This is a genomic window from Burkholderia guangdongensis, from assembly GCF_013403875.1.
GTDB lineage: Bacteria > Pseudomonadota > Gammaproteobacteria > Burkholderiales > Burkholderiaceae > Burkholderia > Burkholderia guangdongensis.
Genome location: NZ_JACBNX010000008.1, coordinates 1 through 19260 on the forward strand (window position 1 = coordinate 1; position 19260 = coordinate 19260).

The 19260-nt window shown below is 66.5% G+C and carries 19 protein-coding genes, 1 tRNA gene and 1 pseudogene; 8 read left to right on the forward strand and 13 right to left on the reverse strand.

The window, feature by feature from the left end; translation table 11 throughout:
- Window positions 1-609 (reverse strand): porin (locus HZI36_RS09315; RefSeq protein ID WP_179402364.1); only part of this gene is annotated, 609 nt, incomplete at its 3' end.
- A 183-nt stretch (window positions 610-792) separates the two neighbouring features.
- On the reverse strand, window positions 793-1851 hold the full coding sequence (locus HZI36_RS09320; protein WP_179402365.1) for a beta-keto acid cleavage family enzyme: 1059 nt from the start codon (window positions 1849-1851) through the stop codon (window positions 793-795).
- 224 nt (window positions 1852-2075) lie between these two features.
- Between HZI36_RS09320 and HZI36_RS09325 the strand changes: the two genes are divergently transcribed.
- Window positions 2076-3083 carry a zinc-dependent alcohol dehydrogenase family protein gene (locus tag HZI36_RS09325; RefSeq protein ID WP_179402366.1) on the forward strand — a complete coding sequence of 336 codons (1008 nt, stop codon included), beginning with the start codon at window positions 2076-2078 and terminating at the stop codon, window positions 3081-3083.
- A gap of 51 nt (window positions 3084-3134) precedes the next feature.
- Here the strand turns inward: HZI36_RS09325 and HZI36_RS09330 are convergent, their stop codons facing one another.
- From HZI36_RS09330 to HZI36_RS09345, 4 genes are all read right to left on the reverse strand, one after another.
- A complete protein-coding gene (locus HZI36_RS09330) occupies window positions 3135-3740 on the reverse strand; it encodes a VapC50 family PIN domain-containing toxin (protein WP_179402367.1) in 606 nt (201 codons plus the stop codon).
- Entirely contained in the window at window positions 3737-4204 is a 468-nt protein-coding gene (locus HZI36_RS09335; RefSeq protein ID WP_179402368.1) for a helix-turn-helix domain-containing protein, read from the reverse strand. The genes HZI36_RS09330 and HZI36_RS09335 overlap by 4 nt, the downstream gene beginning before the upstream one ends.
- A gap of 281 nt (window positions 4205-4485) precedes the next feature.
- A tRNA-Ser gene (locus HZI36_RS09340) sits at window positions 4486-4579 on the reverse strand.
- A gap of 111 nt (window positions 4580-4690) precedes the next feature.
- Window positions 4691-5944: an aspartate kinase gene (locus tag HZI36_RS09345; protein ID WP_179402369.1), complete on the reverse strand. Its 1254-nt coding sequence runs from the start codon at window positions 5942-5944 to the stop codon at window positions 4691-4693.
- Here HZI36_RS09345 and HZI36_RS27345 point away from each other — a divergent pair.
- Window positions 5927-6163: pseudogene (locus HZI36_RS27345) on the forward strand (hypothetical protein); the annotation flags it as partial. The gene HZI36_RS09345 and the pseudogene HZI36_RS27345 sit on opposite strands and share 18 nt — an antisense overlap.
- 200 nt (window positions 6164-6363) lie before the next feature.
- Here HZI36_RS27345 and tilS read toward each other — a convergent pair.
- The 4 genes from tilS to cysS all read right to left on the reverse strand — a co-directional run bounded on the left by tilS (window position 6364) and on the right by cysS (window position 11253).
- Window positions 6364-7785 (reverse strand): tRNA lysidine(34) synthetase TilS, encoded by a 1422-nt coding sequence (gene tilS, locus HZI36_RS09350; protein WP_179402370.1) that lies wholly within the window; start codon window positions 7783-7785, stop codon window positions 6364-6366.
- Between the two features lie 46 nt (window positions 7786-7831).
- Window positions 7832-8803 (reverse strand): acetyl-CoA carboxylase carboxyltransferase subunit alpha, encoded by a 972-nt coding sequence (locus HZI36_RS09355; RefSeq protein ID WP_179402371.1) that lies wholly within the window; start codon window positions 8801-8803, stop codon window positions 7832-7834.
- A 102-nt stretch (window positions 8804-8905) separates the two neighbouring features.
- The gene (locus HZI36_RS09360; RefSeq protein ID WP_179402372.1) at window positions 8906-9808 is read right to left on the reverse strand and encodes a DNA-3-methyladenine glycosylase family protein; all 903 of its coding nucleotides are present in this window, start codon (window positions 9806-9808) and stop codon (window positions 8906-8908) included.
- 47 nt (window positions 9809-9855) lie between these two features.
- Window positions 9856-11253 carry a cysteine--tRNA ligase gene (gene cysS, locus HZI36_RS09365; RefSeq protein WP_179402373.1) on the reverse strand — a complete coding sequence of 466 codons (1398 nt, stop codon included), beginning with the start codon at window positions 11251-11253 and terminating at the stop codon, window positions 9856-9858.
- A gap of 239 nt (window positions 11254-11492) precedes the next feature.
- Between cysS and HZI36_RS09370 the strand changes: the two genes are divergently transcribed.
- The 4 genes from HZI36_RS09370 (at window position 11493) to HZI36_RS09385 (ending at window position 14255) form a co-directional block, all read left to right on the forward strand.
- Window positions 11493-12221 carry a tetratricopeptide repeat protein gene (locus tag HZI36_RS09370; protein WP_179402374.1) on the forward strand — a complete coding sequence of 243 codons (729 nt, stop codon included), beginning with the start codon at window positions 11493-11495 and terminating at the stop codon, window positions 12219-12221.
- A 41-nt stretch (window positions 12222-12262) separates the two neighbouring features.
- Complete coding sequence (locus tag HZI36_RS09375; RefSeq protein ID WP_179402375.1) at window positions 12263-12838, forward strand: peptidylprolyl isomerase; 576 nt, start codon at window positions 12263-12265, stop codon at window positions 12836-12838.
- Between the two features lie 89 nt (window positions 12839-12927).
- Complete coding sequence (locus HZI36_RS09380) at window positions 12928-13419, forward strand: peptidylprolyl isomerase (RefSeq protein WP_179402376.1); 492 nt, start codon at window positions 12928-12930, stop codon at window positions 13417-13419.
- Window positions 13420-13442: 23 nt separating this feature from the next.
- Window positions 13443-14255, forward strand: coding sequence for a UDP-2,3-diacylglucosamine diphosphatase (locus tag HZI36_RS09385; RefSeq protein ID WP_179402377.1), 813 nt, complete (start codon window positions 13443-13445; stop codon window positions 14253-14255).
- Window positions 14256-14288: 33 nt separating this feature from the next.
- Here HZI36_RS09385 and cysE read toward each other — a convergent pair whose 3' ends face one another.
- Together cysE and HZI36_RS09395 are read right to left on the reverse strand one after the other, a co-directional pair.
- Window positions 14289-15062 (reverse strand): serine O-acetyltransferase, encoded by a 774-nt coding sequence (cysE, locus tag HZI36_RS09390; RefSeq protein ID WP_179402378.1) that lies wholly within the window; start codon window positions 15060-15062, stop codon window positions 14289-14291.
- A gap of 180 nt (window positions 15063-15242) precedes the next feature.
- Window positions 15243-16076 carry an RNA methyltransferase gene (locus tag HZI36_RS09395; protein WP_179402379.1) on the reverse strand — a complete coding sequence of 278 codons (834 nt, stop codon included), beginning with the start codon at window positions 16074-16076 and terminating at the stop codon, window positions 15243-15245.
- A 260-nt stretch (window positions 16077-16336) separates the two neighbouring features.
- On the opposite strand from HZI36_RS09395, the gene HZI36_RS09400 reads away from it, so the two are divergent.
- A complete protein-coding gene (locus HZI36_RS09400) occupies window positions 16337-17140 on the forward strand; it encodes an inositol monophosphatase family protein (RefSeq protein WP_179402380.1) in 804 nt (267 codons plus the stop codon).
- A 93-nt stretch (window positions 17141-17233) separates the two neighbouring features.
- On the opposite strand, the gene HZI36_RS09405 is transcribed toward HZI36_RS09400, so the two are convergent.
- Window positions 17234-18184 (reverse strand): LysR family transcriptional regulator, encoded by a 951-nt coding sequence (locus HZI36_RS09405; protein ID WP_179402381.1) that lies wholly within the window; start codon window positions 18182-18184, stop codon window positions 17234-17236.
- 145 nt (window positions 18185-18329) lie between these two features.
- Here HZI36_RS09405 and aguB point away from each other — a divergent pair, with 145 nt between their 5' ends.
- Window positions 18330-19211: an N-carbamoylputrescine amidase gene (gene aguB, locus HZI36_RS09410; protein ID WP_179402382.1), complete on the forward strand. Its 882-nt coding sequence runs from the start codon at window positions 18330-18332 to the stop codon at window positions 19209-19211.
- Window positions 19212-19260: the final 49 nt, after the last annotated feature.

Genomic DNA, 19260 nt, shown 5'->3' on the forward strand with positions numbered 1-19260 from the left:
CGGCACGCCGCCCGGCGCATACTCGAGCCCGAGCGACGCGCCGTAGAACTTCGGCGACTGGTAGACGAGCGCGTTGCTGTCGTACAGCGCGCCGATCGGCACGTTCGAGTTCGTGCCGGGCCAGCCGGCGGCCTGGTTCACCCCGAGCCACGCGCTCAGGATGCTGCCGAAATACTGCGCGTTGCGCACGTCGGTATCGGCCATCGCATAGATCATCGGCGTGAACTGCCGGCCCGCGTCGAACGTACCGAACGGCCCGGAGATGCCGACCGTCGTCTGCTGGTTGAACACCGCGGTGCCGCCCGTCGTGTCCGCGAGCCCGAGCTTGCCGGTGCCGCTGTTGAACACGCCCTGCACCCGAAAGTTCACCTTGTAACCACCGCCGATGTCCTCGGTGCCCTTCAGCCCCCAGAAGCTCGAATAGATGCCCGCATCCTTGTAGCCGAACACGTGGCCGAGGTTCTTCGCGTTCGGCGCGAACGACGCGGCCACCGTGCTCTGATAGACGAGCCCCGAATCGATCGCGCCGTACAGCGTGACCGACGACTGCGCGTGCGCCGCGCATGCGAATACTGCGAGAACCGCTCCACCGCTCCACTTCAGCTTCATTGCCGTCTCCTCCGTTCTTTTATGCTGCATGCCTGGGTTGTTGACCGAACATCGACTACACGCATCATCCGCCAAAATTTTTTATGTCGACATTAATACTTATACCGAGTCGACTTGACGGCTCGCTGTCATGAAAAGCCAAGTGCGAGGCACGCAAGGTAAAGCGGGGATGATGAACGTTGCTTAGTCCGGCTTGCGCAGGAATCCCTGGTTGCCGCCGTTCCGATTGGGCGCGAAACCATTGGCGTGAAGCGTCTCTTCCGCGGTGTCGTAGAAGACCCCGATTTTCATGATTTCCCGTGCCTGTTTCGCCGTCGCGATGGGGCGACCGAATTCATCGGCGATACGCACCAATTGCTTGATCTGCTCCACCGAGCTCATCTTCCCCGTGCGGCGCTGGTTCCACAGCACATCCTCGATGCCGCACCGCACATGCAGGCCCAGGGCGATACCAATCATGTTGATGGGCAGCACATTGAGCACCGAACTTTCCACCGTGACCACCGCCCCATCGGGCACGGCACGCAGCATGTTGGCCAGGTTGAAGATGTTCGCCTGATCCATGCCGCCGCTGATGGCCACCCAGTTCATCACCAGCGGCCCCTTGTAGACACCGCGGCGAATCAGGCGCTCGATCGTTTCGAAGCTGTTGATGTTGTAGACCTGGAACTCGCTCTGGACGCCGGCGGCTGTCAGGCGCCGGATGTGCTCCTCGATAAAGCTTGGGTTCGAGGGCACGATCATGTCCTTGTAGGTGTCGTAGAGGTGCGGAAATCCGCGCGACACGCCCCTGAAGTCATCGACGCCCGCGTGCTCCGTCACGTTCATCTGCGTGGTGTTGACGGTTACCGTCACCTGGTCCGGCCTCGGATCGAGTTCGGCCAGCATGTGCCGCGTGTCGTCGGAGAGCCATTTGGCCGCCGCGCCTTCGGATTCAGGTGCGAAGCTGATGGAACCGCCCACTTGAATGATCATTTCCGGCACGCGGGCACGCACCCCGGCAATCAGTTCATTGAACATCGACAGGCGCTTGCTGCCTTTGCCATCGGGTTCGCGCACATGCAGATGCAGCACCGTCGCACCGGCTTCGTAGCAATCCACCGCCTTCTGAATCTGCTCCTCCATCGTGACGGGGATATCTTCCGGAAAGTCCGACGGAATCCAGCCCGGTGCGTAGGGCGCGGCCGTGATGATCAGAGGCTGCTGGTTCTCGGGATACAGATGGCCGTCGAGGAAGTTCATGGCGATGGGTCTCCAGGTGGAAATGTGATGTTGAGCGCCGCATACGATGCCGACGCGACGATTCAATCATCTGGCCTGGAGTCGGTTCCCGCTTTACATGGGATGTCTCGAACTTGGCTTTTCATGACACCCCCCTCCACGCGCATGGCCATTCGGTACACTTCGACGCCACTGCCGCATCGTGCATGCGTGCGCCCGTCAATCGACCCTCTGGAGTTGCTTCGATGAAAGCCATTACCTTGCGCCGTCCCGCCGGACTGGAACACCTCGAACGCGCGGATCTCGCCGATCCCGGTGTGCCGGCGCCGGGCGAAATCCGCGTGCGCGTCCACGCGAGCTCGCTCAACTTCCATGACCTGGGTGTCGTCATGGGACGCCTGCCGACCGATGACGGTCGCATTCCGATGTCGGATGGCGCGGGCGTCGTCGAAGCGGTCGGCGACGGCGTGACCGAATTCGCGGTTGGCGACGCGGTCGTCTCGACGTTCTTTCCGTGCTGGCTCGACGGTGGCCCGACGCTCGCCGATTTTTCGACGACGCCGGGCGACGGTGTCGATGGGTACGCGTGCGAGCGCGTCGTGCGACCCGCGCATGGGTTCACGCACGCGCCGCGCGGCTTCAGCCACGCGGAGGCGGCGACGTTGACCACGGCCGGCCTGACCGCGTGGCGCGCACTGGCGGTCGACGGCGCGCTGAAGGCCGGCGACACCGTGCTCGTTCAAGGCACCGGCGGCGTCTCGATCTTCGCGCTGCAGTTCGCGAAGCGGATGGGGGCGACGGTGATTGCGACGTCGTCGTCCGACGACAAGCTGGAGAAGGCCCACGCGCTCGGCGCCGATCACTTGATCAACTACCGGCGCGATGCCGAATGGGATGCGAAGGTACTCGAGGTCACGAACGGTCGCGGCGTGGATCACGTGGTCGAAGTCGGTGGTCCGGGCACGCTCGCCCAGTCGATCCAATGCTGCCGGATCGGTGGCCACATTGCGCTGATCGGCGCATTGACCGGCGGTGCGGGGCCGGTGCCGACGCGTGACCTGATGCGCCGTCAGCTGAGACTGCAGGGGCTGATCGTCGGCAGCCGCAAGCATCAGGTCGACATGATCCGCGCGATCGACGCGAACGGCATCAAGCCCGTGATCGACCGCACTTTCCCGCTTGACGACATTGCGGACGCGTTCCGCCACCAGGCGGCCGGCAAGCATTTCGGCAAGGTTTGTCTGTCGGTTTGACCGGGTGGGCGGCGCGAGCGCCAGTGCACGGTGGCGTATTGATTGACGGCGTCACAACAACCGGCGGATGTCTTCGCCTTCCAGCCAGGCCGCTGTCTGTTGCAGGCCCGAGCGCCGGGCTCGCTCGATCAGTTCGCCGACCTCCCAAGGGGGGTGTCGCTTGCGGGCACGCAGTTCGCGAAACGCGCCGGCCGCACGCGTTTCGTTCAAGTCGATCAGATCACGTACGAACGAATCTGGATGAATGACCTCGATCGAGAGTTCCGCGTGCAAGTGATCGACAGCGAAGTCCTTCAGGTTGAAGGTCACGATCGCGTCAGCGCGAACAGCGACCGCCGCCATCACGACATGACGGTCCTTCGGGTCCACCGGCAGCACTGCCCCGGAATCGGGTGGCACGTTCCGAATCAAGGCATCGGGAAATGCCCGATCCATCGTGCGTCGTACAGCGTCGATCTGCGCGCTCGGGTTGACTGCCACGCCGCTCGCTTGAAGGCGAGAGATCAGGTTCACCGTCCACTCCGCGTGGATCCTGTCGGACCATTTGGGATTGTAGAAGCCGTGATCGGCCAACGTCAGCAGCACATCACGCGTGAACATCGGGAATAGCACACACGCGTCGAGCACCACGGTGAAACGGTCAAATTCCAACCTCACAGATCGTAGCCGCCGAGTGCTTCGCTTTGCGCCACCATCTCATCGAGTGCCGCTTTGCGTTTCACCTGCATGGTCGCCTTGTAAGCGAGAACGTCGTCCATGCGGATTCGGCGATGCCGTCCGACCTTGCGAAAGGGTAAATCGCCCGCCTCAAGCCGCGCAATCAGATAGGGACGCGACACCCCAAGCATGTCGGCGGCCTGCCCCGTTGTCAGTTCGGTGCCTGCCGGATAGAGCAGGAAGGTCTGTTGGCTGGCCATCATCGCCAGTATTCTGGAGAGCACGCGTAGAGTCGCAGGCGGTACCTCGATACGCGTGACATCGCCATGCTCGCCCTCTTCCACGAGTGCCACCCGCGCGGCGCGGGCGTGATCCAGCGCTTCGCTCATCAGGCGACTGGCGCTCGCAAGCAGCGCGGCCTGGTCATCGGTCAGCTCTATGCGATCAGGAGTAGCGGTGCTCATGACAGGTTCCTCGTAACGGACCTCATAATACGCCGGCCACATCATAAACGCAATTAACGAAACAAACGCAATGAACTAAACTCCAGAATAGACGGAATCGCGCATACCGCGCCCGGCAACCAGTCCAAGCACAATCTGTCGCGCCTCACGGGTGTCTGTCAGCGGAGCTATCGAACAATGCTCGATGGGACATTGCTGCCCGCTCGCCAATGCTGGGCGCAAAACAAAAACCCCGCAGAGCCTAGACTCTGCGGGGTTTCCACCGCCATATACTGACGTACTGGCGGAGACGGAGGGATTCGAACCCTCGATCCAGGTTTTGGCCCAGATGCTCCCTTAGCAGGGGAGTGCCTTCGACCTCTCGGCCACGTCTCCCGAACCTTCGCTCGCGCCAGGGAGGCAGCGCGACGAAACCAAGATGATATAGAGTTTAGGGACGAAGGTCAATTTCCGCGACGCATTTTCTCGGATGCGTCACGAAAAATTTCACGACGCCTGTTCGAGTTCGAATGCCTTGTGCAGCGCGCGGACCGCGAGCTCCATGTACTTCTCGTCGATCAGCACCGAAATCTTGATTTCGGACGTCGAGATCATCTGGATGTTGATGCCCTCTTCCGACAGCGTGCGGAACATCTTGCTCGCAACGCCGACGTGCGAACGCATCCCCACGCCGACCACCGACACCTTCGACACCTTCGGGTCGCCCTGCACCTGCTCGGCGCTCACGTGGCCCTTCACCTGGTTCGTCAGGATGTCCATCGCGCGCTGATAGTCGCCACGGCCGACCGTGAACGTGAAGTCCGTCTTCCCTTCGACGCTCTGGTTCTGGATGATCATGTCGACGTCGATGTTCGCGTCGGCGACCGGGCCGAGGATCTGGTACGCGATGCCCGGCTTGTCGGGCACACCCATCACAGCAATGCGTGCTTCGTCGCGCTGGAACGCGATGCCGGAAATGACTGCCTTTTCCATGGTCTCGTCTTCTTCAAAAGTAATCAGGGTGCCCGAGTGCATTTCGTCTTCGAGCGCAATCAGCGGATCGGTCAGGCTCGACAGCACGCGCGTCTTCACCTGGTATTTACCGGCGAATTCCACCGAACGGATCTGCAGGACCTTCGAGCCGAGGCTCGCCATCTCCAGCATCTCCTCGAACGTCACGCGCTCGAGGCGGCGCGCGTCGTCGACGACGCGCGGATCGGTCGTGTACACGCCGTCGACGTCCGTGTAGATCAGGCACTCTTCCGCGCCGAGCGCGGCCGCGACCGCGACCGCCGACGTGTCCGAACCGCCGCGGCCCAGCGTCGTGATGTGGCCGTCCGGGTCGACGCCCTGGAAGCCCGTGATGATCACGACCTTGCGTGCGTCGAGATCGGCCTTCACGCGCTCGTCGTCGATCGAATGGATGCGCGCCTTCGTGAACGCGCTGTCGGTCTTGATCGGCACTTGCCAGCCGGCATAGCTCACGGCTTCGACGCCGATCTCCTGCAGCGCGATCGACAGCAGGCCGACGCTGACCTGCTCGCCGGTCGACGCGATCATGTCGAGCTCGCGCGGGCTCGGCTGGCTCGAAATCTCTTTCGCGAGACCGAGCAGACGGTTGGTTTCGCCGGACATCGCCGACGGCACGACCACCATCTGGTGGCCGGCCTGATGCCATTTAGCGACGCGTTTCGCGACGTTCTTGATGCGCTCGACCGAGCCCATCGAAGTGCCGCCGTATTTGTGTACGATGAGTGCCATTGTCGTTCTGAACTGAAGGGAAGACCGCACGGGCGCGCTGGGCAGACCGCGTTGCCGTTCAGTCACGCGGCTTGTGGCTGTGGACGGACGACGAGAGGAACGGCTGGGACGCAGCGCACGGGCGTGGCGGATTTGCCCGGAAGGCGGATCGGGCCGCGCAAACCGGGTACGTCACGCGGAAAACCTGCACAGGACGCTCAAAAATCGAGCCGAGCAAACGTCCGAGCGTACCCGATCGACGTCCGCTTGACAAGCCGCCCGCTACTCCCTCCCCGTTTCCCGAATCGTGAAAATTCGTGGGGCGGCCATCCGTGGGGCGGCCGTTCGCGGGGCGGCCCTTCGCGGGGCGACTGTTGGCGGAGCGGCCGTTCGTGACGCAACCATCCCCGCGGCGGCCGTTCGCGGAAGCGGAACGCCGGTCACGCGATCAGCAGATCGGGCCGCCATTCGATCCGGCGCCACCGCGCGCCGACCGGCGCATCGCCGCCCGTCGCGGCGCCGTCGCGATTCACGCCGAGCCGCGGCACGTAGAGCAACCGGTCGCCCGCGTACAGCAGCGGCACGTCGCGCTGCCAGGCCGGCACGCCCTGCTCCTGGAACAGATTTTTCAGCGTGCGCCCCGAGCCGCCCGGCGACGTGCGCATCCGCTCGCCGCCCTCTCTCGCGCGCACCGCGAGCGGCGCGCCGCGCAACGCGGCCTCCGGCAGCGCATCCGCGCCGCCCGGCGCCGCGAGCGCGAACACGTACGTGCCGCGCCACGCGGGCAGATGCCAGACCTCCTGCCCGTCCCATGCGCACGTCGCGACCCCACGCGCGGCCACGACGTCGTCGTCGCGCGGATCCGCGCTGTCGCCGGCCTCCCAGCACACGGCGTCGCGATAGAGCCGCAGGCGCTGCCCCGCATGATCGACGCGCAGCGCATGCGCGTCTTGCGCGTCGCGCAATTGGCGCATCATGTTCGCGAGCCGCGCGGCCGACGCGCCGGGCAGGCCGAGCGAGCGCATCCAGTAGCGCAGCAGGTTCGCGCCGCGTGCGTCGTCGAGCGCGACGAGCGCCGCGCGAGACAGCGCGCGGCCGTCGTCGCGCGCGGCCGCGCCGAGATCGAGCGCCGCGAGGTCGTCGAGCAGACGCTGCGCGGCGGCCGCATGCTGCGCGGCGCGGCCGAGCGCGTCGCGAAATCCGGGAAAATGCACGGCGAGCGCCGGCAGCACGTCGACGCGCAGCGCGTTGCGTGCATAGCGCGTGTCCGCGTTCGATTCATCGTCGATCCACGCGAGCCCGCGCTCGGCCGCGTAGCGCTCGAGCTGCGCACGCAGCAGATGCAGCAGCGGCCGCACGCGCTCGACGGACGACGCGGCCGGACGATGTCGCGGCGCCATCGCCGCGAGACCGGCAATGCCCGAGCCGCGCAAGAGTTGCAGCAGCACCGTCTCGGCCTGATCGTCCGCGTGCTGCGCGAGCCACAGCATGGTCGCGCCATGCCGCGCGCACAGGGTCTCGAGCGCGTCGTAGCGGCGCTCGCGCGCGCTCGCCTCGATACCCGTGCCGCTCGAGCGCGGCACGTCGACGCGCATCGCATCGAACGCGACGCCGAGCGACGCGGCGCGCGCCGCCGCATGCTCGGCCCACGCATCCGCGTTCGCGCTCAGCCCGTGGTGCACGTGCAGCGCAACACAGCGCGCGGCGCCCGCGACGCGCACGGCCGCGTCGAGCAGCACCGACGAGTCGAGCCCGCCGCTGTACGCGATCGCGATCCGCGCGTCATGCGGGACGCCGGAAAGCGCAACGCCGAGCGCATCGAGCACGACGCGGTCGGCGGAGTAGGTGTTCGGGGGAATCACGATCGGAGGGAACGCGCGGCGAACCGCGCGCGCATCATGCGGCCGGTCATGCGCCGGGCGTCGTTTCCTTGAACTTGCCGTAGGCCAGCAAGCGCTCGAAGCGGCGCTCGCGCAGCGCGTCGATGCTCATGCCCTGGAACTGGCGCAGCGAATCGGCGAGCGCGCGGCGCAGCAGCGCGGCCATGCCCTTCGGATCGCGGTGCGCGCCGCCGAGCGGCTCGTTGATGATCTTGTCGATCAGGCCGAGCGCCTTCAGGCGATGCGCGGTGAGGCCGAGCGCTTCGGCCGCCTCGGGCGCCTTCGCGGCGCTCTTCCACAGGATCGACGCGCAGCCTTCCGGCGAGATCACCGAGTAGGTCGAGAACTGCAGCATCATCACCGTGTCGGCGACCGCGATCGCGAGCGCGCCGCCCGAGCCGCCCTCGCCGATCACCGTCGTGATGATCGGCGTCTTCAGCTCGGCCATCACGTACAGATTGCGGCCGATCGCCTCGGACTGGCCGCGCTCCTCCGCGCCGATACCGGGATACGCGCCGGGCGTATCGACGAACGTGAAGATCGGCAGCCCGAACTTCTCCGCGAGACGCATCAGCCGTTCGGCCTTCCGATAGCCTTCCGGGCGCGGCATCCCGAAATTGCGCGCCGCGCGCTCCTTCGTGTCGCGGCCCTTCTGATGGCCGATCACCATGCACGGATGGCCGCCGAAGCGCGCCAGGCCGCCGATGATCGACAGGTCGTCCGCGAACGCGCGGTCGCCGTGCAGCTCGTGGAAATCGGTGAACAGCTCGGCGATGTAGTCGAGCGTGTAAGGACGCTGCGGATGCCGCGCGATCTGCGACACCTGCCACGGCGACAGGTTCGCGTACAGGTCCTTCGTCAGTTGCTGACTCTTCTTCGACAGCCGCTCGATTTCTTCCGAAATATCGACAGCCGATTCGTCCTGCACGAATCGAAGCTCCTCGATCTTGGCCTCGAGTTCGGCGATCGGCTGCTCGAAATCCAGAAAGGTGGTTTTCATGTGTTCGAATCCTTGGGTCTTGCGGCAGCGCGTATTCTACCCGCGCGAGCGGCGGTCGAAGCCCGCCCTCAACTATGAGTGATCAAAATTCGATAGTGGCGCTCAGCCGCCGGCGCCGAGCGAGTCGAGGCTGCGCCACATGTACCAGGTCGCGACCGTGCGCCACGGTTCCCAGTTGGCCGCGACCTCGCGCGCCTCGCTGCGCGTGACCGGCTCTCCGCTGAAGTAATTGACGCTGATCGCGCGGATCAGCCCGAGATCGTCGAGCGGCAGCACGTCCGGCCGCGACAGGTTGAAGATCAGGAACATCTCGGCCGTCCAGCGGCCGATCCCGCGGATCTGCGTGAGCTCCGCGATCACGTCCTCGTCGTCCATCGACGTCCACTTGTCGACGTGCAGCGCGCCCGACGCGAAATGCTGCGCGAGATCGAGGATGTATTCCGTCTTGCGCTTCGACAGCCCGCAGCCGATCAGCTTGTCCGGGCCGAGCTTGATCACCGGCTGCGGCGCGAGCTTCGGGCACGCGGTCTCGATCCGCTCCCAGGTCGCCTGCGCGGACGCGACCGAGATCTGCTGCCCGACCACCGAGCGCGCGAGCGTGACGAACGGATCGCCGCGCTTCACCAGATGCGCGGGACCGAATTTCGGGATCAGCTTCTTCAGGATGCGGTCGCGCTTCACGAGATCGGCGCAGGCCTTGTCCCAGTACGGCGGCCGCACGACGACGTCGGCATCGCCCACCTGCACCGGCACCGCGGCCTCCGCCGCCGCTTCCACCGCGGCGTCCGATGCGCGCGCGCGACGAGCGGGCGCGGCCGCGCCGTCGTACGCGGCACCGTCGACACCCTTCGCGCGCGCGGGCTTCGCCGCCGGCGCCTGTGCCTGCCCGTTCAACGCGCCGTTCGGCGCGGCGCGCGTTGCACCCGTCTTCGCGCCCGTCTTCGCCGCCGGCGCGCGACCGGCTGCCGGCTCGCGCTTCACCGGCGCTTTTCTGGCCGTTGCCATCTTGCCTCCTGCCCGACGAGTCGATCAGTGGAACGCACGCGCCGCGTTCATACGCGACGCCATTCGGTCGACCCGCCCGGTTTGTCTTCAAGCGCGATCCCGGCTTCGAGCAGTTCCGCCCGGATCCGGTCCGCCTCGGCATAGTCCTTCGCTTTCTTCGCCGCGCCGCGCGCGGCGATCCTCGCGTCGATCTCGTCGGCCGCGAGGCCACTCGCCTGCGCGGCGCCCGCCGCCTGCTGCAGGAACGCGCGCGGCTCGCGACCAAGCAGCCCGAGCAACCCCGCAAGGCGCTTGAACTGCCGCGCAAGCACCGCGTCCCGCGTGCGGTTGACCTCGCCCGCGAGCTCGAACAGCACGGCCACCGCGACCGGCGTGTTGAAATCGTCGTTCATCGCGGCGGCGAAACGCTGCGCGTGCGGCTCGTTCCAGTCGAGCTCGCCCGCATCCGGCGCGACGTCCTTCAACGCCGTATAAAGCCGCGTCAGCGACGCGCGCGCATCGTCCAGATGCACGTCGCTGTAATTGAGCGGCGAACGGTAGTGCGTGCGCACGATGAAGAAGCGCATCACTTCCGCGTCATACTTCTCGAGCACTTCGCGAATCGTGAAGAAGTTGCCGAGCGATTTCGACATCTTCTCGCTGTCGACCTGCACGAAGCCGTTGTGCATCCAGTAGTTGACGAACGTCTCGCCAGTCGCGCCCTCGCTCTGCGCGATCTCGTTCTCGTGGTGCGGGAACTGCAGATCCTGGCCGCCGCCGTGGATGTCGAAATGATCGCCGAGCAGCGTGCAACCCATCGCCGAGCATTCGATGTGCCAGCCCGGACGCCCCGCGCCGTACTTCGATTCCCACGCGGTGCCTTCCGGCTCCTCGGGCTTCGCGCGCTTCCACAGCACGAAATCGAGCGGATCCTCCTTCGCATCGTTCGCGGCGACGCGCTCGCCCGCGCGCAGATCCTCGAGCGACTTGCCCGACAGCTTCCCGTAACCGGCGAACTTGCGCACCGAGTAATTGACGTCGCCGTCCTTCGCCTGATACGCGTAGCCGTTCGCCTCGAGCGTCTCGATCATCCCGAGCATCTGAGGAATGAACGCGGTCGCGCGCGGCTCGATGTCCGGCCGCTCGACGCCGAGCGCGTCGCAATCGTCGTGCATCGCGGCGATGAAGCGGTCGGTCAGCGAGCGGATCGTCTCGCCGTTCTCGACCGCGCGGCGGATGATCTTGTCGTCGATGTCGGTGATGTTGCGCACATACGTGAGCTTGAACCCGAGCGCGCGCAGCCAGCGCTGCACGAGGTCGAACACGACCATCATGCGCGCGTGACCGACGTGACAATAGTCGTAGACGGTGATCCCGCATACGTACATCCGCACTTCGCCGGAGCGGCGCGGGACGAAAACTTGCTTGTCACGCGCGAGCGTGTTGTAGATGCGCAGTGATTCCATAGAGATGAAACGTGAGCCGAAAGGAAACCGCCCTGGCGATGCTCGCCCTGCACGCGAATCGTCGGACCACGCGCCACGGCATCGTGCCGCGCGCACATCCTCGTCATCAATCGCATGCGGCAGTCAGGCGACAAGCACGGCGGTGACGGCCACGTCAGGCAAAAGACTGTCTGCGGCTCGCCGGAACGCGCAGACGTTTTGTTAGAATGGCTCGGAGTATAACATTCCGATTTACGCCTATGAAATCTCCCCGCGGCCGCGCGCCGAGCGCTGCGACCCTCGTTGCGACGGCGGCCCTGGGCGCCGCGCTGGCGCTTCTGCCGGCCGTTTCCGCCCACGCGCAGCGGAGCACGCAGACCACCGACGGCACGCCCGACGTCGACGCATCGATCGCCGGCAAGCAGTGGAAGCAGGCGCTTGCACAGCTCGACGCGCGCATCGCCGCGAATCCGCACGACGTGCAGGCGCAGTTCAAGCGCGGCACCGTGCTCGCGCGCCTGAACCGCGACGACGACGCGATCCGGCAGTTCGTCGCGCTGACGCAGGCGTATCCCGAACTGCCCGAGCCGTACAACAACCTCGCCGCGCTGTACGCGAAGCACGGCCGCTACGACGACGCGCGCGCCGCGCTCGTCACCGCGACGCAGGCGAATCCGGGCTACACGCTCGCGTACGAGAATCTCGGCGACCTGTACCTGCGGCTCGCAGCCGAATCGTACAAGCGCGCGCAGGCGCTCGGCCACACGAGCGGCGCGACCGCGCAGCGCCTCGCCGATCTGCAGAAGATCGTGTCGCCGCCGCCGAAGCCCGCGGGCGGCACGGCGGGCGCCGCGGTGTCGCGCACGAACGCGTATGCCGATCACGCGGCCGAGAACGTCACCACGACGACGCTGCCGCTTTCGCCGACCTTCCAGTTCGGCGGGCCGTCCGGCACGATGGCCGCGCCGTACGTCGCACCGTCGCAGTGAGCGGCGCGCGCCCCGTCATACATCCAACCTGAGGATCGTCAATGAAACGTCTGTTGCTGGCGCTTGGCTGCGCCGCCCTCGTCGCGAACGCGCCGTCCTTCGCGCAAACGGCCGCCGCGCATCCCGTCGTGCAGATGAAGACCTCGCTCGGCGACATCCGCGTCGAGCTCTATCCGGAGAAGGCGCCGAAGACGGTCGCGAACTTCCTCGACTACGTGAAGGCCGGCCAGTACAGCGGCACGATCTTCCATCGCGTGATCAAGGGCTTCATGATCCAGGGCGGCGGCTACAAGACCAACTTCGACGAGAAGCCGACCCGCGCGCCGATTCCGCTCGAGAGCAAGAGCGGCCTGAAGAACCTGACCGGCACGATCGCGATGGCGCGCACGAGCGACCCGAACTCGGCGACCGCGCAGTTCTTCATCAACACCGTCGACAACGCGGGGCTCGACTATCCGAACCCGGACGGCAACGGCTACGCGGTGTTCGGCAAGGTCGTGTCGGGCATGGACGTCGTGAAGAAGATCGAAGCGGTGCCGACCACGTCGCGCGGCCCGATGCAGGACGTGCCCGCGCAGCCGGTCGTGATCGAATCGGCGAGCATCGTCTCGAAGTAAGCAACCTGGCCGGAGCTCCGGCACATCACGCGGCCGCGTCGCCCGACCGGCCGCGTGCCATTTGAACCCACCTCATCGAAGGAATCATCATGGTTGAACTGCACACGAACCACGGCGTCATCAAGCTCGAGCTCGACGCCGCGAAAGCGCCGAAGACGGTGGAAAACTTCCTGAACTACGTGAAGAAGGGCCACTACGACGGCACCGTGTTCCATCGCGTGATCAACGGCTTCATGATCCAGGGCGGCGGCTTCGAGCCGGGCCTCACGCAGAAGCCGACCGACGCGCCGATCCAGAACGAGGCGAACAACGGCCTGAAGAACGACAAGTACACGATCGCGATGGCCCGCACGAACGATCCGCACTCGGCGACCGCCCAGTTCTTCATCAACGTGAACGACAACGACTTCCTGAACCACTCGTCGCCGACGCCGCAGGGCTGGGGCTATGCAGTGTTCGGCAAGGTCGTCGAAGGCCAGGACGTCGTCGACAAGATCAAGGGCGTGAAGACCGGCAACGCGGGCTTCCATCAGGACGTGCCGACCGACGACGTCGTGATCGAGAAGGCCGTCGCCATCTGACGAAACGCGCCGGAGGCCCTTCGATGCTGCAGGAAACACCGCCGCGAAGCGTCTCCGCGGGCGTGCCGGGCGAGCGCGGGTACGCGCACGCGGCACGCCCGTTCCTGTTTCTGTCCGATCTGCACCTGAGCGAAGCGATTCCGAAGACGGTCGCCGCGTTCGAGCATTTCGTGACCTACACCGCCGACAGCGCCGATTCGGTGTTCATCCTCGGCGATCTGTTCGAATACTGGATCGGCGACGGGATGCTCGACGTCGATCCGTTCGCCGCGCGAATGGCCGCGCTGCTGCACACGTTCTCCGAGCGCGGCATCGCGCTGTACGTGATGCACGGCAACCGCGACTTCCTGCTCGGCCGGCGCTTCATGAAGGCGGCCGGCGCGCGGCATTTGGCCGACCCGTCGCTGATCGTCGCGTTCGGCCAGCGCATCGTGCTCGCGCACGGCGACGCGCAATGCACGGCCGACCACGGCTACCAGCGCTTCCGGCGCTTCGCGCGCAACCGCATCGCGCAATGGCTTTTTCTCGCGTGGCCGCTGCGCTGGCGCCGCCGGCTCGCGGAACGCATGCGCGCGAACAGCGAGGCGGGCCGGATGCGCCCGGCATCGCCGCGCTACGACGTTACACGCGAAGGCATCGCCGCGCTCTTCAAGCTGAGCCGCGCGAGCGTGATGATTCACGGGCATACGCACCGCCCCGCGCGCCATCTCGAACCGGGCGGCGTGCGCTGGGTGCTGCCGGACTGGGATCTCGACCACGGGCAGCCGCGCGGTGGCTATCTGTGCGTCGACGCGGAAGGCATCCGCGCGTTGCCGCTCGACTCGCCGCTCGCCTGATCCCCGCCGCCTGGCACGCCTGCGGCTCGCAGTTCAAGACTCGCGTTCGACCGCCCTGCCGTCCAGCACCGCCGACAGCCGGCGCAGATCGAGCCGCACTGCGTCGGCGCCCGGTAGCGATTCGAGATGCGTGCCGAGCCGTTCGAGCGCCGCGACGATCTCGTCGATCCGCTCGCTCTCCTTCGACGCATGATCGATCAGCCCATGAATCGCGAGCGACATCGGATCGTCGGCGTTCGGTGTGATCCCGTACGCGCTGAACGCGGCACGCGCGGCCTGCGGTTTAGGCTGCGCGGGCATCACGACACGCGCCGGGTTGCCGACCGCGGTGCCGCCCGCCGGCACCGGCTTCACGACGACCGCATTCGAGCCGATCTTCGCGCCGGTGCCGACCGTGAAGCTGCCGAGCACCTTCGCGCCGGCGCCGACGATCACGCCCGCCTCGAGCGTCGGATGCCGCTTCGCGCCGCGCGTCAGCGACGTGCCGCCGAGCGTCACGCCCTGATAGATCGTGCAGTCGTCGCCGACGATCGCGGTCTCGCCGATCACGACGCCCATCCCGTGATCGATGAACACGCGCCGGCCGATCGTCGCGCCCGGATGGATCTCGATGCCGGTCATGAAGCGCGCGATCTGCGACACGAAGCGTCCGAGCCAGTGCCAGCGCGCGCGCCAGCACGCATGCGCGACACGATGCAGCACGAGCGCGTGAAGGCCCGGATAGCAGGTCAGCACTTCCCAGGCGCTGCGAGCGGCGGGATCGCGCTCGCGAATGGTGGCAACGTCTTCGCGCAGTCTCGTGAACATGATCGGGTCCGGGGATCAGGAATGGCCGGCGCACATCGCCGGCGCTGGCTGGCCCTTATCGCGCCAGCGAATTTGCATATGACGTCCGGCGATTGTAGGGCGACTCGAACGCGCCCGCACGGCACGCGCCGTTCACCCCGCTCGCACCAAGGGTATTCGCGCAGTGTGCGGTGTGCGCCGTCACGCGTCGCCGTCGGGCGTGCGCGATTTCATCAGCATGTGCTTCGCGATCCCGCGCAGGATATTGACTTCCTCGCGCTCGAGCCCGGTGCGCGCGAACAGGCGCCGCAGCCGCGGCATCAGCTTCTTCGGGTTGCGCGGATCGAGAAAATCGAGCGCGATCAGCGCGTTCTCGAGATGCACGTACATCCGCTCGATCTCGTCGCTCTGCGCGAGCGTGCCCGCGTCGTGGCCGACGGCCGGCGCCGACGCGTTCGCGTGCTCGAGGAACGCGATCCGCAATTCGTATGCGAGCACCTGCACCGCCTGCGCGAGGTTCAGCGAGCTGTACGCCGGATTCGCCGGAATGTGCGCAAGCGCGCTGCACTGCTCGACGTGCTCGTTCGCCAGCCCGGTGCGCTCGTTGCCGAACACGAGCGCGATGTCGCCCGCGCCGACCTGCCGGCACGCATGCTCGGCCGCCTCGCGCGGCGCGAGCCGAGGCGGGCCGTATTCGCGCGTGCGCGCGGTCAGCGCGATCGACCAGTGCACGCCGGTGAGCGCGTCGCCGAGCGTCGGCACGACGTGCGCGGACGCGAGCACGTCGTCCGCGCCACTCGCCATCGCGATCGCGTCGGGATCGCTCTGCACGTGCGGCACACGCGGCGCGACGAGCACGAGCCGCGAGAAGCCCATCGTCTTCAGCGCGCGCGCGGCCGCGCCGACGTTGCCGGGATGGCTCGGCTCGACGAGCACGAAGCGCGTCGACGTGAAGCCGCCGCGCAGCGGGCCCGCCGCGCGGGCCGCGCCCGCGGGCTGCGGCGCGGCGGAGGTTTGCAAGGTTTCGAACACCATACGACTCGATTCGTCTGAATGGCGCTATGGTATCGCCAACGCGGCGCACGCCCCACCTATCCGGATGGCCTATCGGGGTTTCCCCGCATCGGCACATCGAAAAAATGCCGAAAGTCGGGTAAAATCATGCCCTTAACGCGCTCCGCCCGCTGCGGCGCGCCCCGTTCTTTGTCAATTCGCGTCTCTGTCGCCGAAGCGTGCTTCGTGCGGTTCGTTCACTTTCGTGGCGGGCTCTTGCCGCCAGCAACAGGATCCAGCTCATGCATCCCATGCTCAACATCGCTGTCAAGGCTGCGCGCCGCGCCGGACAGATCATCAACCGCGCGTCGCTCGATCTCGACCTGATCGAGATCCGCAAGAAGCAGCACAACGATTTCGTCACCGAAATCGACAAGGCCGCCGAAGGTGCGATCATCGAGACGCTGAAGACCGCCTACCCCGACCACGCGATCCTCGCCGAGGAATCAGGCGAGTCGGAGAACGAATCCGAATTCCAGTGGATCATCGATCCGCTCGACGGCACGACCAACTTCATCCACGGCTTCCCGTACTACTGCGTATCGATCGCGCTCGCGCACAAGGGCGTCGTCACGCAGGCGGTCGTCTACGATCCGAACAACAACGACCTGTTCACCGCGACGCGCGGCCGCGGCGCGTACCTGAACGACCGCCGGATCCGCGTCGGCCGCCGTGACCGCCTCGCGGACGCGCTCGTCGGCACCGGCTTCCCGTTCCGCGAGAAGGACGGCCTCGAAGCGTACTCGCGCCTGTTCATCGAGATGACGCAGGCGTGCACGGGCCTGCGCCGGCCGGGCGCGGCCGCGCTCGACCTCGCGAACGTCGCAGCCGGCCGCCTCGACGGCTTCTTCGAGCAGGGCATCAACGCGTGGGACATGGCCGCGGGCAGCCTGCTGATCACCGAAGCGGGCGGTCTCGTCGGCAACTACACCGGCGACGCCGATTTCCTCCATCGCAACGAGATCGTCGCCGCGAACCCGAAGATCTACGCGCAAATGATCCCGATCCTGAACCGCTACAGCCGCCTGCATCCGGCCGCGGAATAAATTCCCGTCCGCTCATCCGGACCGACGGACCGACGCACCAACGGCCCGACCCGCATCGAGTGGGTCGGGCCGTCGTCTTTTGAACCGCCACGCTCAGCGCATGGCCGACGTCACCGCCGCGATGCGCGCCTCGTCGTCCGCGAGCCGCGCCTGCACGAGTTCGAGTAGCTTCTGGATCTTCGCGGAGCCACGCCGGCTGACCGGATACACCGCGCAAATGAGATCCTCGCCGAAGCTCGCGCTACTGAGCCGCCAGTCGGTCAGCACCGGCACGAGGCTGCCGCTTTCGAGCTCCGGCACCACGCTCCAGTACAGACAAGGCAGGAACCCGGCGCCGCCGACGGCCGCCGCGCGCGCGAGGTTGTAGCTGTCGGTGACGATCGGCCCGCGCGGCTCGACCGTCGCCGCTGCGCCGAACGCGCGGTCGAAATGCCAGACGCTGCTCAGCGCCGGGTGCCGATACACGATGCAGTCGTGGTGCGCGAGCGCGTCGGGCGCCGCCGGCACGCCGCGCCGCGCGAGATAGCCGGGGCTCGCGCACAGCAAGCTGCGGTTCGCCCCGATCGTCTTCACGATCTGGTTCGGCAGCTCGTAATTGCCCATCCGCAGCGCGAGGTCAAAGCCCTCGCCGACGATGTCGACGTACCGGTCCGACAGCGACAGCTCGAGCTGCACCCGCGGAAACGCCTGGCTGAACGGCGCGCAGAGCGACGCCAGCACCGACTGCCCGAACGAATGCGCGGCCGTCACCCGCAGCAGCCCGCGCGGCTCGTCGTCGTGCTCGACCAGTTGCCGCGAACCGTCGGCGAGGCGCTGCAGCACGTCGGTCGCAGTCGCCAGATAGAGCCGCCCGCTCTCGGTCAACACGAGCGTGCGCGTCGTGCGCTCGAAGAGCCGCACGCCGAGCGACGCCTCGAGGCCCGCGATCGCCTTCGTGACCGCCGACGGCGTTTTCGCGAGCCGGCGAGCGGCACCGCTCAGGCTGCCCTCCTCGACCGCGCACACGAACGTTTCGATCGCGGCGAGCATGTCGATTCGCCTCATATTTTCCTTTCACGCACAAATGGTGTGCGAAACAAGCACAATTCGGGTCGAATTTATTCACTTATTATCACAGACAAGCTGTCCGGACCAATACGGACGATCGACCGGGCCGTTCCGGTCGACCACACAGGGTGAAGGAGCCGTGATGAGAAAAATCGTCGTCGCCGCCACGCAGATGGCAATCAGCCGGGATACCGAAGCGAACCTCGCGCTCGCCGAACGGACCGTGCGCGAAGCCGCGCGCGCGGGCGCGCAGATCGTGCTGTTGCAGGAGCTGTTCGCCGGCCCGTATTTCTGCATCGACCAGAATGCCGCGTACAACGACCTCGCGCACCCGTACGACGGGCATCCGTGGCTCGGCCGCTTCGCGGCGCTCGCGCGCGAGCTCGACGTCGTGCTGCCGGTGAGCTTCTTCGAGCGCGCGGGCAATACGCAATTCAATTCGATCGCGATCTTCGACGCCGACGGCAGCGCGCTCGGCGTGTACCGTAAAACCCACATTCCGGACGGGCCCGGCTATACGGAGAAGTATTATTTTTCGCCGGGCGACACCGGCTTCAAGGTGTGGGACACGAAGTACGGGCGGATCGGCGTCGGCATCTGCTGGGACCAGTGGTTCCCCGAGTGCGCGCGCACAATGGCGCTGATGGGCGCGGAGATCCTGCTCTATCCGACCGCGATCGGCAGCGAGCCGCACGACGCGACGATCGACTCGAGCAAGCACTGGCAGAACGTGCAGCGCGGCCACGCGGCCGCGAACGTGATGCCGCTCGTCGCGAGCAACCGGATCGGCACCGAGCATGGCGAAACGGGCGCGATCACGTTCTACGGCAGCTCGTTCATCGCGGGGCCGGACGGCGAGAAGATCGCCGAGGCGAACCGGACGGAATCCGCCGTGCTGACCGCGGAATTCGATCTGGACGCGCTCGCGCTGAAGCGCCGGAGCTGGGGCGTATTCCGCGACCGGCGGCCGGAATGCTACGGCGCGCTCGCGCGGTATGCGGACGACAGTGTGTCGCGTCGTTGATTGGCATCCGAAATCCGCGCCCAGCCTCACAGAGCTCTCGTTGCGCATA

Bases quoted from the DNA above. Each gene is read 5' to 3' on its own strand.
- HZI36_RS09320 (WP_179402365.1), bottom strand. From the start codon at position 1,851: ATGAACTTCCTCGACGGCCATCTGTATCCCGAGAACCAGCAGCCTCTG.
- HZI36_RS09325 (WP_179402366.1), top strand. From the start codon at position 2,076: ATGAAAGCCATTACCTTGCGCCGTCCCGCCGGACTGGAACACCTCGAA.
- HZI36_RS09335 (WP_179402368.1), bottom strand. From the start codon at position 4,204: ATGAGCACCGCTACTCCTGATCGCATAGAGCTGACCGATGACCAGGCC.
- HZI36_RS09345 (WP_179402369.1), bottom strand. From the start codon at position 5,944: ATGGCACTCATCGTACACAAATACGGCGGCACTTCGATGGGCTCGGTC.
- HZI36_RS09355 (WP_179402371.1), bottom strand. From the start codon at position 8,803: ATGAAAACCACCTTTCTGGATTTCGAGCAGCCGATCGCCGAACTCGAG.
- HZI36_RS09360 (WP_179402372.1), bottom strand. From the start codon at position 9,808: ATGGCAACGGCCAGAAAAGCGCCGGTGAAGCGCGAGCCGGCAGCCGGT.
- cysS (WP_179402373.1), bottom strand. From the start codon at position 11,253: ATGGAATCACTGCGCATCTACAACACGCTCGCGCGTGACAAGCAAGTT.
- HZI36_RS09370 (WP_179402374.1), top strand. From the start codon at position 11,493: ATGAAATCTCCCCGCGGCCGCGCGCCGAGCGCTGCGACCCTCGTTGCG.
- HZI36_RS09375 (WP_179402375.1), top strand. From the start codon at position 12,263: ATGAAACGTCTGTTGCTGGCGCTTGGCTGCGCCGCCCTCGTCGCGAAC.
- HZI36_RS09380 (WP_179402376.1), top strand. From the start codon at position 12,928: ATGGTTGAACTGCACACGAACCACGGCGTCATCAAGCTCGAGCTCGAC.
- HZI36_RS09385 (WP_179402377.1), top strand. From the start codon at position 13,443: ATGCTGCAGGAAACACCGCCGCGAAGCGTCTCCGCGGGCGTGCCGGGC.
- cysE (WP_179402378.1), bottom strand. From the start codon at position 15,062: ATGTTCACGAGACTGCGCGAAGACGTTGCCACCATTCGCGAGCGCGAT.
- HZI36_RS09395 (WP_179402379.1), bottom strand. From the start codon at position 16,076: ATGGTGTTCGAAACCTTGCAAACCTCCGCCGCGCCGCAGCCCGCGGGC.
- HZI36_RS09400 (WP_179402380.1), top strand. From the start codon at position 16,337: ATGCATCCCATGCTCAACATCGCTGTCAAGGCTGCGCGCCGCGCCGGA.
- HZI36_RS09405 (WP_179402381.1), bottom strand. From the start codon at position 18,184: ATGAGGCGAATCGACATGCTCGCCGCGATCGAAACGTTCGTGTGCGCG.
- aguB (WP_179402382.1), top strand. From the start codon at position 18,330: ATGAGAAAAATCGTCGTCGCCGCCACGCAGATGGCAATCAGCCGGGAT.